The organism is Leucobacter sp. G161 (assembly GCF_001482305.1).
Lineage (GTDB): Bacteria > Actinomycetota > Actinomycetes > Actinomycetales > Microbacteriaceae > Leucobacter.
This window is the reverse complement of the sequence record NZ_LOHP01000014.1, coordinates 50,849-64,624: the sequence shown is the minus strand read 5'-3', so window position 1 is coordinate 64,624 and position 13,776 is coordinate 50,849. Positions and strand designations below refer to the sequence as shown.

9 protein-coding genes and 1 tRNA gene are annotated in these 13,776 nt (G+C 64.2%); 6 read left to right on the top strand and 4 right to left on the bottom strand.

The window, feature by feature from the left end:
• Window positions 1-2 precede the first annotated feature (2 nt).
• The 3 genes from AUL38_RS01330 to AUL38_RS01320 all read right to left on the bottom strand — a co-directional run bounded on the left by AUL38_RS01330 (window position 3) and on the right by AUL38_RS01320 (window position 2,849).
• Window positions 3-812, bottom strand: a complete 810-nt coding sequence (locus AUL38_RS01330; protein WP_059058543.1) for a polyprenol monophosphomannose synthase — start codon at window positions 810-812, stop codon at window positions 3-5.
• 81 nt (window positions 813-893) lie between these two features.
• Window positions 894-2,354, bottom strand: coding sequence for a catalase (locus tag AUL38_RS01325; RefSeq protein ID WP_059058630.1), 1,461 nt, complete (start codon window positions 2,352-2,354; stop codon window positions 894-896).
• A 36-nt stretch (window positions 2,355-2,390) separates the two neighbouring features.
• Window positions 2,391-2,849 (bottom strand): Fur family transcriptional regulator, encoded by a 459-nt coding sequence (locus tag AUL38_RS01320; RefSeq protein WP_059058541.1) that lies wholly within the window; start codon window positions 2,847-2,849, stop codon window positions 2,391-2,393.
• 158 nt (window positions 2,850-3,007) lie between these two features.
• On the opposite strand from AUL38_RS01320, the gene secA reads away from it, so the two are divergent.
• The 4 genes from secA (at window position 3,008) to AUL38_RS01300 (ending at window position 8,005) form a co-directional block, all read left to right on the top strand.
• Window positions 3,008-5,764, top strand: coding sequence for a preprotein translocase subunit SecA (gene secA, locus AUL38_RS01315; protein ID WP_059058539.1), 2,757 nt, complete (start codon window positions 3,008-3,010; stop codon window positions 5,762-5,764).
• Window positions 5,765-5,831: 67 nt separating this feature from the next.
• Entirely contained in the window at window positions 5,832-6,785 is a 954-nt protein-coding gene (locus tag AUL38_RS01310; protein WP_059058519.1) for a thioredoxin domain-containing protein, read from the top strand.
• A gap of 45 nt (window positions 6,786-6,830) precedes the next feature.
• Window positions 6,831-6,906: transfer RNA gene (locus AUL38_RS01305), tRNA-Thr, on the top strand.
• Window positions 6,907-7,063: 157 nt separating this feature from the next.
• A complete protein-coding gene (locus tag AUL38_RS01300) occupies window positions 7,064-8,005 on the top strand; it encodes a DMT family transporter (RefSeq protein ID WP_059058517.1) in 942 nt (313 codons plus the stop codon).
• A 6-nt stretch (window positions 8,006-8,011) separates the two neighbouring features.
• Here the strand turns inward: AUL38_RS01300 and msrB are convergent, their stop codons facing one another.
• Window positions 8,012-8,434 (bottom strand): peptide-methionine (R)-S-oxide reductase MsrB, encoded by a 423-nt coding sequence (msrB, locus tag AUL38_RS01295; protein WP_059058514.1) that lies wholly within the window; start codon window positions 8,432-8,434, stop codon window positions 8,012-8,014.
• A gap of 235 nt (window positions 8,435-8,669) precedes the next feature.
• Between msrB and AUL38_RS01290 the strand changes: the two genes are divergently transcribed.
• Together AUL38_RS01290 and AUL38_RS01285 are read left to right on the top strand one after the other, a co-directional pair.
• Complete coding sequence (locus tag AUL38_RS01290) at window positions 8,670-12,650, top strand: HtaA domain-containing protein (RefSeq protein ID WP_059058512.1); 3,981 nt, start codon at window positions 8,670-8,672, stop codon at window positions 12,648-12,650.
• A gap of 25 nt (window positions 12,651-12,675) precedes the next feature.
• Entirely contained in the window at window positions 12,676-13,563 is an 888-nt protein-coding gene (locus AUL38_RS01285; RefSeq protein ID WP_161937384.1) for an HtaA domain-containing protein, read from the top strand.
• Window positions 13,564-13,776: the final 213 nt, after the last annotated feature.

Below are 13,776 nucleotides of genomic sequence, written 5' to 3'. Positions count from 1 at the left end.
GCCTAGCGCGCACGTTTGATCGCGGCCGGTTCAGGGTTTCCTGGGCTGGCCGCGCTGCGTGTCGGTCCGGCCCGACGCAGCTCACGGCCCCAGCGCAGCACGTTCACGAACGCCTCGCGCATAATCCGGACTGACATCTTCGACCTGCCGCTCGTGCGTTCGACAAACGTGATCGGCACCTCCGCAACGGTGCAGCCCAGCCGCTCGATGCGCCACGCGGTCTCCACCTGGAAGGCGTACCCCTCAGAATCGATGCTGCCGAGCTCAAGGAGCTCGATCGTTTCGCGCGACAGCACGCGAAAGCCGCTCGTGAGATCCCGCAGCTGCGACCGCAGCGCGCGTCGCGCGAACGCCGTGCCACCCCGCGAAATCAGCCGCCGGTATCGCGGCCAATTGACGATCTCGCCGCCTGGCATCCAACGGGTGCCGATCACCAGCCCTGCGCCCTCCCGAGCGGCTGCGAGGAGCGCCGGGAGCGCAGCAGGCTGATGCGAGCCATCGGAGTCCATTTCAACGACGTACCCGTAGCCGCGCTCAAGAGCGACGTGGAACCCCGCGATATAGGCGGTGCCGAGACCGAGCTTGCCGCTGCGGTGCAGCACCGTGACGCGAGCGTCGGCCGCGGCGAGCGCATCCGCGATGCGGCCCGTGCCGTCTGGGCTTGCGTCGTCAATGATGAGGATGTCGGCCTCGGGGGCGCAGCTGAGCACGTCGACGACGACCGACTCGAGTGATTCCCGCTCGTTGTACGTCGGCAGCACAATGAGCGCGCAATCGCGCGCGAGCGGATCGGGTGTATCCGGAGTCTGCACGAGCCCATCATTTCAGATCTGTGGGGGGAAACGCAGAAACGGGGCCACCCGTGTGGATGGCCCCGTTACTCGCGTGAACGGTTACGCTGCGTAGTTCGCGCGCAGGATCGCGCCGAGCTCTGCGTCGACGTTCGTCCAGTAGCCGAAGAACTGCTCGCGGATGCGGTCGACCGTGATGGACTTCGCCTGGCCGCCGAGGACCTCCTGGAAGCGGGCCTTCTCCTCTGCCGAGAACACGTCGCGGTAGAGGGTGCCTGCCTGGCCGAAGTCGTCGTCGTCAGCGCGCAGGGTGTGCGCCGAACGCACGAGTGCGCCGTCCGACTCCCAGCTGCCTTCGACGCCGGCGAGCGGATCTGCGACGGGGCCGCCGGGGGTGCCGTACGAGTTCGGCGAGTAGGTGCGGTGCTCCGGTCCGTTGAACTGGTAGCGCATGCTGCCCTCGTGCATGTAGTTGTTCACTTCACCAGCGTGCGGCTGGTTGACCGGCAGCTGGTTGAAGTTCGTACCAATGCGGTGGCGGTGTGCGTCGGCGTACGAGAACACGCGCGCCATGAGCATCTTGTCGGGCGAGATGCCGGTGCCGGGCACCTGGTTGCCGGGCGAGAACGCCGCCTGCTCAATCTGCGCGAAGAAGTTCTCCGGGTTGCGGTTCAGCGTGAAGGTGCCGACCTTGATGCGCGGGTAGTCCGCCTTCGGCCAGGTCTTCGTGAGGTCGAACGGGTTGAAGCGGTAGGTCTTTGCCTCCTCGTACGGCATGATCTGCACGTACACGTCCCACGACGGGAAGTCGCCCTTGTCGATCGACTCGAAGAGATCGCGGCGGTAGTAGTCAGCATCGCTGCCCGCGAGCTGCTCGGCTTCCTCGGGTGAGAGGCGCTCGACGCCCTGCTGCGAGATGAAGTGGTACTTCACCCAGAAGCGCTCGCCCTCAGCGTTGATCCACTGGTAGGTGTGCGAACCGTAGCCGTTGAGGTGGCGCCAGCTCTTCGAGAGGCCGCGGTCGCCCATGAGGTAGGTCACCTGGTGCGCCGACTCGGGCGAAAGGGTCCAGAAATCCCACTGCATGTCTGCGTCACGCAGACCAGATGCGCCCAGGCGCTTCTGCGAGTGGATGAAGTCGGGGAACTTGATGCCGTCGCGGATGAAGAAGGTCGGGGTGTTGTTGCCGACGATGTCGAGGTTGCCCTCTTCGGTGTAGAAACGCAGCGAGAAGCCGCGCACATCGCGCCAGGTGTCGGGCGAGCCCTGCTCGCCAGCAACCGACGAGAAGCGGATGAGCGTCTCGGCCTTCGCGCCCGGCTGGAAGACAGCGGCGCGGGTGTACTTCGAGACATCCTCGGTGACGACGAACTCGCCGAATGCGCCGCCGCCCTTGGCGTGCGGGTTGCGCTCGGGAACGCGCTCACGGTTGAACGACGCAAGCTTCTCGAGGAGGTAGCGGTCGTGGAGAACCGTGGGGCCGTCCGGGCCAACGGTGAGCGAGTGCTCGTCGCTCGGAACAGGCGTGCCAGTCTGGGTCGTCAGGATCTTTTTTTCAGTCATCATGTCTCATTTCGTGGGGGTTGAGTCGGATGGAAGTTATTTGGAGGAAAATTCTATGTGCTTCTTGGCGTTCGCACAGTCGGCGCATAGCCCGTGGAACGTGATCTCCGCAGCCGTGATCTCGAATCCGTGATCGTCTGACGGGGTTAAGCACGGGGCTGCGCCGACCGTGCACTGCACGTCCTCGAGGCGGCCGCAGGAGCCGCACAGCAGATGGTGATGATTGTCGCCAACACGCGCCTCGTACCTCGCGGATCCGCCTGCCGGCGTGATTCGCCGCACGAGATTTGCCTCAGTCAGGGCAGTGAGGACGCCGTAGACCGCCTGCAGCGAGGTGCCGGGAAGTTCGCCGCGGAGGCGCTCGTAGAGCTCGCTCGCGTCGAGGTGCCCGCCCGGCTGGAGGGCATCAAGCACAGCCCGCCGTGGCGCCGTGGAGCGCAGGCCGGCGGCGTTGAGCCGGGCCGCTGACTCTGTGGCGTGATGAGTGGTGGGCATGCCTCCATTGTAGCCCTTATTTTGAATCATTCAAATTAAGGAAGGAATTCCCAGCGCAATGCTCACAGCCGTTGCTAAGCTGAGGAGTTGTCACAATTAGGCAACGACGATGCCTCTGCTCCGCAGCTCATCGCGCACTACCGTACAGGAGACACAACGTGGCGACAGTCCTCGAGAAGATCCTTCGCGTCGGCGAAGGACGCACGCTCAAGAAGCTCGAGCGGTTGGCCAAGACCGTCAACGACCTCGAGCCCTCCTTCGAAGCCCTCAGTGATGAGGAGCTGCGTGAGGAGACCGCCGAGTTCAAGAAGCGGCTTGCAGCAGGCGAGACACTCGACGACCTGCTCCCCGAAGCGTTTGCCGCGGTTCGCGAGGCCGCGAAGCGCACGATTGGGCTTCGCCCATTCGACGTCCAGGTCATGGGTGGTGCCAACCTGCACCTCGGCAACATTTCCGAGATGAAGACCGGTGAGGGCAAGACGCTCGTCGCGACCATGCCGGCCTACCTCAATGCGTTGGCGGGCAAGGGCGTTCACGTTGTCACGGTGAACGACTACCTCGCGAGCTACCAGAGCGAGCTCATGGGCCGTGTCTTCCGTGCGCTTGGCCTGACGACCGGGTGCATCGTCGCCGGACAGGATCCGCAGGAGCGGCGCAAGCAGTACGACGCCGACGTCACCTACGGTACGAACAACGAGTTCGGCTTCGACTACCTGCGCGACAACATGGCGAGCACCTCGAAGGAGCGCGTGCAGCGCGGACACTTCTTTGCCGTCATCGATGAGGTCGACTCGATCCTCATCGACGAGGCGCGTACCCCGCTCATCATCTCCGGCCCGTCCTCCGGCGAGGGCAACCGCTGGTTCGGCGAGTTCGCGCGGATTGCGAAGACGCTCGAGGTGGGCGTCGACTACGAGGTTGACGAGAAGAAGCGCACGGTCGGGGTGCTCGAGCCAGGTATCGAAAAGGTCGAGGATCACCTCGGCATCACGAACCTGTACGAGTCGGTCAACACGCCCCTCATCTCGTTCCTGAACAACTCGATCAAGGCGAAGGCGCTCTTCACCCGCGATAAGGACTACGTCGTGCTCAACGGCGAGGTGCTCATCGTTGACGAGCACACCGGGCGTATCCTCGCCGGACGACGCTACAACGAGGGCATGCACCAGGCCATCGAGGCGAAGGAAGGCGTGCAGGTCAAGGCCGAGAACCAGATGCTCGCCACCGTGACGCTGCAGAACTTCTTCCGCCTGTACGAAAAGCTCTCGGGCATGACCGGTACGGCTGAGACCGAGGCCGGCGAGTTCATGTCGACCTACAAGCTCGGCGTCGTGCCGATCCCGACGAACAAGAAGATGCAGCGCATCGACCAGCCGGATCTCGTGTTCAAGAACGAAGAGGCGAAGTTCAACGCGGTCGTCGAAGACATCGCGGAGCGCTTCAAGAACGGGCAGCCCGTGCTCGTCGGCACCACCAGCGTCGAGAAGAGCGAGTACCTCTCGCGTCAGCTCGCCAAGAAGGGTGTGCGACACGAGGTACTCAACGCGAAGAACCACGCGCGTGAGGCCGCGATCATCGCGCAGGCTGGCCGCTACGGCGCAGTGACGGTCGCGACGAACATGGCTGGCCGCGGTACTGACATCATGCTCGGCGGAAACGCCGAGTTCCTTGCCGTTCAGGAAATGGCCACTCGCGGGTTCTCCACCGAGGAAGATCCCGAGGCATACGAGGCTGCGTGGGACGAAGTCTTCGCTGCGGTGAAGGAAGCGGTCGCCGGCGAGGCCGAGAAGGTCCTCGAAGCTGGCGGGCTCTACGTGCTCGGCACCGAGCGGCACGAGTCGCGTCGTATCGATAACCAGCTCCGCGGTCGTTCGGGCCGTCAGGGCGATCCGGGCGAGAGCCGGTTCTACCTGTCGCTCGCAGACGATCTCATGCGCCTGTTCAACTCGGGTGCCGCTGCTGCGCTCATGAACCGCGATGGGTTCCCCGATGATCTCGCGATCGAGTCCAAGATGGTCACCCGCTCGATCCAGAGCGCGCAGAGCCAGGTCGAGGCGCGTAACGCCGAGATCCGCAAGAACGTCCTCAAATACGATGACGTCCTCAACCGCCAGCGCCAGGCCATCTACAGCGACCGCGCACAGATCCTCGACGGCGAAGCCATCGAAGAGCGCGTCATCACGTTCCGTGAGCAGACGATCAACGCGATCCTCGATTCGCACGGCGCCGACGAAAACTGGGACTTCGACGCCCTCTGGTCGGACCTCAAGCAGCTGTACCCGATCGCGTTGACTGTCGATGAGGTTGTCGCTGAAGCCCCGAACGGGCGCGTCGACAAGGCCTTCCTCCGACGCGAAATTCTCTCCGACGCTGAGGTGGCATACACCGCACGTGAGGAATCGCTCGGTGAAGAGGCCATGCGTGAGCTTGAGCGCCGCGTCGTACTGACAACGATCGACCGCCGCTGGCGCGACCACCTCTACGAGATGGACTACCTCAAGGAGGGCATCGGCCTGCGCGCGATGGCGCAGCGTGACCCGCTCGTCGAATACCAGCGCGAGGGCTTCACGATGTTCGAGGGCATGATGGGGCAGATCAAGGAAGAGTCCGTTGGGCTGCTGTACAACCTTGAGGTCCAGGTTCGCCCCAACGAGCCAGGCCACGAAGGCCACGTCCATCTCGAGGGTGGCGGGCTCGACGCACAGACCAAGCCCGACGAAGCGCAGCTGAGCTACAGCGCGCCCGATGTCGACGGCACCCCCGAGGTCAGCGGCGCAGGAGCGCAGCAGCCGAAGGGCAAGCAGCGGGGCAAGCAGCCCGAACAGCCCACGACTCGTGGCGCATTCGGTCAGCAGGTTCCCGCTGACGGAGCAGCCCCGCAGAACCGCGCAGAGCGCCGATCCAAGAAGAAGTAGCGGACGCGCGATAGCGCCGCAAGCAAACCCTCGCCGAACCCGGTGTGTCTCAGGAGGAAACCTAACTATGTCGAATGACACCACGTCGCGACTGTCGAAGAACGAGCGCCGTGCGCAAGCGCGCGAACAGGCACGCCTGGCTCGTGAGGCAGAGAAGAAACGCGAGAAGCGTCGCCGCCTATACATTCAGGGTGGGGTCGTTCTCGGCGTCGTAGCGGTTCTCGCAATCGTCGGCCTCGTGCTGACCCAGTCGCTCAAGCCTGCGGGCCCCGGGCCCGCGAACATGAACTCCGGCGCAGTGGTCTTCACGAAGGACCTCAAGGTCGTTCCTTCGAAGGCGCTCGCTGACCCGACTGAGAAGCGCGTGGCGCCGAAGACGAACCGCGACGAGCTCCCGCTCGACATCGCGGTCTACGTCGACTACATGTGCCCGGCCTGTGGCAACTTCGAGGCGCAGAACGGCGTCATGCTCGAGAACTACGTTGGCTCGGGTGACGCGAACCTCGCGATCTACCCGATCAACTTCCTCGACGGTCAATCGCTCGGCACCAAGTACTCCACACGCGCGGCAAACGCATTTGGCTGCGTCGTCGAGCAGCAGCCCGACGCCGCGTTCGAGCTGCACAAGGCACTGCTCAGCCCCGAGGTACAGCCCGGCGAGGGTACCCCTGGTCTCGACGACAAGGAGCTGCTGAAGCAGGCTGAGGCGGCAGGCGCCGAGCCCACGAAGGAGCTCAAGAGCTGCATCCAGGATCGCCCCTTCAGTGCGTTCTTCACCGAGAACTACACGAAGGCCAGCGAGGGCATTTCCGGCCTCGCTGAGGGCCAGCGTCTGCTGATGCCGCAGAGCGCAACCGAGCTCCAGCCCGAGGGCGGCCCGCAGCGTCTCGTCTCGACCCCGCTTGTGCTCGTGAACGGCCAGCAGTGGAACGAAGCCCGCGATGGCTCGCTCGAGACCTTCATGCTGAAGATCAAGGGTGAGATTGAACAGGCCGGTGCCGCCGAGTCGGCAACGGACTAACAAAAATCCGACTAAGATCGGAGGGGCGGCTTCGGCCGCCCCAGTGCCTCCTTAGCTCATCTGGTAGAGCAGCAGCCTTGTAAACTGCAGGTGATCGGTTCGAGTCCGATAGGGGGCTCCAATGAAGAACACGCTGTGTTCTTCTCCTGGGAGTGCTGCGGCGTGATGCCGCGCAAGCCCACGAAGGCCCCGCACACGCGGGGCCTTCGTCGTGTGCGGGGACGCACGGTGCGGTCCCAGGCGCGACGGTGCGGTGCGCAGCAGCTATAGTGGGCCTAATGGCGCACCCCAAAGTACAGCTCGCGGCAGCCCTGGTTGGATCTGGTCTGGCGGGCGTTCTCGTAGCCCTGCAGTCCCGCGTCACGGGAGGGCTTTCGAAAGAAATCGGAAACGGGTTCGTTGCCGCCGCGATTGCGTTCAGCGGTGGGCTCATCGTCATGTGCCTTGCCCTGTTGGTCTCGAGACGCGGGCGACGCGGCCTCGCTCTCATGCGGACCCAGGTTGCCGCCGGCAAGCTCCCCGTCTGGGCGATGTTCGGCGGGGTAGGGGGAGCGCTCTTTGTGCTCAACCAGGGGCTTATCGCGCCGATCACCGGCGTCGCGTTGTTCACGGTCGGCATCGTTGCCGGGCAGGTATCAGGCGGGCTCATCCTCGACAGACTGGGCCTCGGCCCGAGCGGCCGCATCTATGCGTCGCCCACACGACTGGTCGGGGCGGGTCTCGCGATTGTCGCCGTCGGCGTGACCGTCGCAGCGAGCTTCGACGGCGGACTCGTGCTGCTCGTGCTCGTTCCGGTCTTCGTTGGCGTCGGAGTGGCAGCGCAGTCCATGGTCAATGGGTTGGTGCGCGCCGCAGCCGAGAGCGCGGTGACAGCGACCTTTATGAACTTCCTTGTCGGAGCGGTGCTGCTCGTCGCTGCTGCCGCTGTCTCGGTGCTCGTGAGCGGCTGGCCGTCGGGGTGGCCGACGCAGTTCTGGCTCTACGGGGGCGGCGTTATCGGGGTGATCTTTATCGCGGTCGCATCGGTGCTCGTGCGCCGCGCGGGTGTGCTGCTGCTGAGCATGTCGAATGTTGCTGGCCAGCTCGTCGCCGCAGTCGCGTTTGAGATCGGCTTTCCGCTGGCCGGTGGGCTCACTCCTGCGCTCGTCGCAGGAACAGCCATCGCCCTCGTCGCCGTGGTGACTGCAGCCTTCCCGAGCAAGCCGCTGAAGCGCGGCTAGCGTTCGTTACGCTCCCGGGCCGTCGAAGCCGAGTGCGAGCGAGTTCATGCAGAACCGGTTCCCGGTTGGGGTGCCGAAGCCGTCGGGGAACACGTGTCCGAGGTGCGACCCGCAGTTGGCGCAACGCACCTCTGTGCGGACCTGCCCGAGCGTCGTGTCCTCGAGGAGCTCGACCGCGTCGGGATTGATGCTGTCGTAAAAGCTGGGCCAGCCGCAGTGCGACTCGAACTTGGTGCCGCTCTGAAACAGTTCTGCGCCGCAGCCACGGCACGAGTAGAGCCCGTCGCCCCACTGCCCCAAGAGCTCGCCGGTGCCCGCGCGTTCGGTCGCTGCTTCCCGCAGGATTGCGTACTCGTCAGGGGTGAGACGCTCACGCCACTCGCTCTCGCTGAGCTGGAACGGGTAGTTGCCTTCGCCGATTGCAGACATGGTGACCTCCGTAGAAAAACGCGTCTTCCAAGCATACGCAAAGGGGCTGAATGGACCTGATTTCCTCGAAGCTGACTCACAGGTCAGACCTGCGGCTTGCATCGTCAGACGATATTCGTCAGACTATTGAATTGTGTATGGAGTGAGGTAAGCCTTACTCCGGTCCGATGTGAAGTCAAAGCTGTGTCATCCAGGCGCCAAATTAGGCACAAATATTTATGAGGAGAAACTCGTAGTGAGTACCCTTGCCAAGAAGTCCGGGCCCATTGGCGCCAGGGCGCTGGCCATCATCACGTCTCTGCTGGTTGCACTGAGCGGACTGCTGGTTGTCCCCGCCGCTCATGCAGCCGATGGCCCCTCGATCACGGTGTCCCCTGCCGAGAATCTCGACCCCTCGGTGGAGAACGTGCTCACGGTCACGGGAACCGGATTCGTTGGCGACGGGGCCGCGCTTGGTGCGTACGTGCTCGTCGGGCCCGAGAGTGTCTGGCAGGGCGGCGGGCCGTTGGTGAGCGAGGGCTGGCTGGACCAGGCTTACGTTCCCGCCCGTGCGATGGCATCCGGCAGCTTCACGACGACCGTCAAGATTCCGGCAAACACGCTGGATCCCTCGGTGAACTACCACGTGGCAACGTCTGCTGCCCACCAGCTCTCGGGCAGAGATCGGACGATGGATTCGTTCTCACGCATTACCGTTGCGCAGCCGGTCGTCGAGCCGACGGGCACGAGCACCACTCTGAGCGCTTCCGCGGCGTCGGTCGAGGTCGGTGCGACGGTCACTCTCAATGCGAGCGTCGCGCCCGCGGACGCCGCCGGAACGGTCACTTTCGCCGCAAACGGCAGCCAGCTGGGGGAGCCGCAGGTGGTCACCGCTGGCGGCGCATCGCTCGTCACTCCGGCACTCACGGTGGGCAACCAGAGCTTCACTGCTTCCTTTGCTCCCGCCGATCCGGCTGTATTCAACGGTTCGGTTTCCGCGGAGGCAGTTGTCGCAGTGGTCGACAAGCCAACGACCACTCCCGAATCCCCGAAGGCGAAGGTTTCCGCCTCGGTATCGGCAGCTTCGAAGACAGGGCTGACAGTTGCTGTCGCTGCGGACGAGATCGTCATGCGCGCCGGCGACGCGACTCCGAGCGGACGGCCGGACGGCGGAGCCTACATCGGGATCATCGACAAGAAGCTCGTTGAGAACTACAAGACCGATGCATCCGCTGGTGTCTTCGAGGACTTCATCCCGGCGGCCGCAATCCGTGGCGGCAAGGTTGCACGCACGATTGAGATTCCTGCCGCTGACCTTCAGCGCGGCACTGAGTACGTGGCTGTCATGTGGCGTGCACATGGCTTCCTCGACGATGATCGCTTCCTCGGGCAGGCTGACCTCGCGGTGACTCCGGCACAGTGGGACGCAGTGTTCGGTGCATCGCAGGCTCGCGTGTCGGCGTCGGTGACCGACGCATCTGCTGAGGGTCTCCGCGTTTCTGCGACGATCGAGAACATCGTGCTGCGTGCAGCGGCGGACGTTCCCGACACTGGCAAGGATGATCAGGGCGTGTACGTCGGAATCATCGAGAAGGATCGCGTGAAGGAGTATGGTTCGAGCGCCGATGCCGGAGCCGCCGAGGACTTCGCGTACAAGATGTTTATCAAGGACGGCAAGGTTACTCGGGACATTAAGGTTTCCGCAGCCAAGCTGGACCGTTCGAAGGAGTACGTCGCTGTCTCATGGCGCGCGCACGGCCTGTTGAACGACTCGCGCTACCTCGGTCAGGCTGACCTCGCGGTGACGCCGGCGCAGTGGGACGCCGTCTTCGGCCCGAAGCCCAGCATTTCAGCGACAGTCACTGCGGCATCGGCAGAGGGACTGCGTGTCTCCGCGACGATCGAGAACATCGTGCTTCGTGCGGCGGCCGATGTTCCCGACACCGGCAAGGATGATCAGGGCGTCTACGTCGGAATCATCGAGAAGGATCGCGTCAACGAGTACGCGACGGACGCAGCAGCGGGTGCAGCGCAAGACTTCGCCTACAAGATGTTCATCAAGGACGGAAAGGTGACGCGCGACATCAGCGTTCCCGCGGAAAAGTTGGACCGCACCAAGGAGTACGTCGCTGTTTCGTGGCTCGCTCACGGCATGATGATTGACTCCCGTTACCTCGGCCAGGCCAACCTGGCGGTGACACCTGCGCAGTGGGACGCCGTCTTCGGTCAGCTACCGAAGGTGACTGCGTCGGTAACCGACGCGTCTGCTGAGGGACTGCGTGTCTCCGCGACGATCGAGAACATCGTGCTGCGTGCTGCAGCGGACGTTCCCGACACTGGCAAAGATGATCAGGGCGTCTACGTCGGTATCATCGAGAAGGACCGCGTGAAGGAGTACAGCTCGAGCGCCGATGCGGGTGCCGCAGAGGACTTCGCGTACAAGATGTTTATCAAAGACGGGAAAGTGACCCGGGAGCTCAAAGTCCCCGCGGCGAAGCTTGACCGTTCCAAGGAATATGTGGCGGTCTCGTGGCTCGCTCACGGGCTGCTGAACGACTCGCGTTACCTCGGCCAGGCCGACCTCGCCGTGACATCGGCACAGTGGGACGCCGTGTTTGGTGGCGTCGTTGTCACGCCAGGTGATGGCGACCTGCAGTGGGGCATTTTCGGTCGGTTCGTGAACTACATCGAGAACATTGCCGGTGGCAAGGTGCAGGTGCTGGGCGCCGCATCGCGGTCGGGCAACACCTTCGTCTTCCCACAGATCAAGGGCGGAGACTGGAACCCGGAGAGCCAGGCTGGCACAGTGCCGTATGGCGGCGGGGTGAGCTTCGAAGCACACGAGGGAGCGCTTCAACTGTCGATCCTTGACCCGAAGATCAAGATCACCGGTCCCAAGAGTGCAGTGATGACTGCAAAGGTCAACGGCAAGGTACAGCCGCTCGTCGACATCGACCTGTCGAAGGCGACGAAGACCACCGGGAAGAACGGCGAGGTGACCTGGAAGAAGGCGACCGCGAAGCTCCGGGCGGAGTCAGTGCTTGCGTTCCAGAACTACCCGGCAGGCGAGAGGTTCGACGATGTCAGCTTCACGGTGGGAGCAGGCAAGGACGGTGGTACCACCACTCCCGTGCCGCCGACCAAGCCGGTTGTGAAGCCCAAGCCGAAGCCGCAGCCGAAGCCGGTTGGCACCTCGAGCTCGCAGCAGGCTGGTTCGCTCTCGTGGGGCATTTCCTCTGGGTTCAAGGGCTACGTGACCGGGCGCATCGCGAAGGGCGCGATCTCGACGAGCGGCGTTGGCAGCAGCGGGGGAGCGTACATGTTCCCGCAGGCTGACGGCGGATCGTGGAACGCCAAGGCGCAGACCGGTAGCGTGCAGTTCTCTGGCGTGGTCACCTTCACCGGCCACAAGGGTCTGCTGACCGAGACCTTCGCGAACCCCGTGATCACCATCACGGGTCCCACCAGCGGCACGATCAGCGCGGGAGGCCGCAGCTTCGGCCTGAACCTTGGAGCGGCCTCAAAGACGGTCGGCGCCGGCGGTGAAGTGACCTGGAGCGGTGTGCCGGTGAACGGTTCCATCAGCGGCGGCGGCAATACTGGCGGCGGCGCCTCGGGCGGTGGATCGTTCGCCGTGGACCCGCTGAGTTTCACGGTGGGCGCTCCGAGTAGCGCGCAGTTCGGGTCGACCACGCAGACCGAGCAGAAGGCCGCTCGAGTGGCGGCAGCAACCCCGCCGGCCACGACCGGTATCCGGGTGATCACTCCCGCGGACGAGCTGGTTCCCGGCGGCGAGATCGAGTTCGCTGCGCCCGGCTTTGAGGTTGACGAGCGGGACATCCTCGTGGTGCTCTACTCCGATCCGATCGTCCTCGACGACAAGGCGGGCGCGAACTCCTTCGGTGAGGTGCGCTGGATCGGCACACTTCCTGAGGATCTCGAGCCGGGCGAGCACACCATCACACTGCAGGGCAGTACGGATGCTGGAGCGGTCATCAAGGTGGTCGAGAAGACCAAGAAGAAGGCCAAGCCAGTCATCGAACAGGGCACTGTTGAAGCGAGCGCACAACCGCAGCAGGCGGCGGCAGCGATCGCGGATCCGACGAGTGGTCCCGTCTGGATGTGGTGGGTCGGCGCAGGCGCGCTGATCGCCCTTGCGGGTGCTATGGGAGCCCTGGTTGTGAACCAACGCAGGAACTCGGCAAATGCTACGGTCGATACCAGCAGTACCCGCTAGCCGAATGCGCGACAAGGAGACGTTTGTGAATCGAAGGATCGTGCGCCGAGGAGCGACGGCGGCCGTTGCCGCAGGGCTGGCGGCAGGCCTGCTATTTGGGCCCGCCAGCCCCTCGGCCGCCTCGACCGAGGCCGCAGACGGTGACGCCGCAGTGTGCACGGTTACCTCAGCTGAGCTCCGCTGGGGCGTGCTCGAGCGGTTCCGTAACTACATCAGCGGAAGCATCGCGAACGGCGAGTGGACGATGGAAAATGGTGCGAGCTACGAGACGCCCGCTTTCAGTTGGAAGAATGGCACAGGCGAATTCGGTGCGGATCTCGAATCCGGCTCAGTCACCTTCACCGGAGACGTGCACTTCACCGGGCACGGCGGGCTCATGAAGCTCGATCTGCAGAACCCAGAGGTAGTCTTCACCGGCCCGCAGTCAGCTCAGCTGGTCGTTGGAGTGGCCTCGACCGACGTCGAGGGCGGTGAACTCTCGTTCGAGCGTATTCCGATGGGCAAGGTCGACCTCGCTGGGGCAACCACGGGCGATGGCTTCGCAGTCGAGAATGCGCCCGTGCTGCTCACCGCTGAAGGGGCCAAAGCGCTCAATGGTGACTATGGCGACTACGTCGCAGGTAGCAACCTTGATCCGCTGGCTGTGACGATTGCGGTGTCGGGCTGCCAGCTCGGGGCCTCTGGGCCGGCAACCGATGCTCCCGATCCCGCTCCCGAAGTCACCCCCGCCCCGGAACCAGCACCAGTTCCGGAAGCCGCGGGGCCAGAGATTCCGTGGCTGCCGATCGTGATCGGTGGAGTCGCACTCATAGCCATCGGCGTCACGGGTGGAATGCTGCTCGCCGGGCGCGGTAAGAAGCCGAACGGCGATGAGGGCGGGGCTGATGACGAGGGACAAGGAACGCCTGAGTAACGCTCCGCGATAGGAATGCTTGAACCGGCCGGGTGGCTTACCACCCGGCCGGTTTTGTGTGTGCTGCGCCGGAACGAGCACCCGCAGGGACGGGCGGGCGGCAAGAGATGCTCCAAAAATTAACAGCGGGGGTTGCATCATCTGACGATTGTGGTCAAACTGATACGTGGGGTCCAGTTAAGGGTTGCCTTACCTTGATCCGATGAGGGCGCG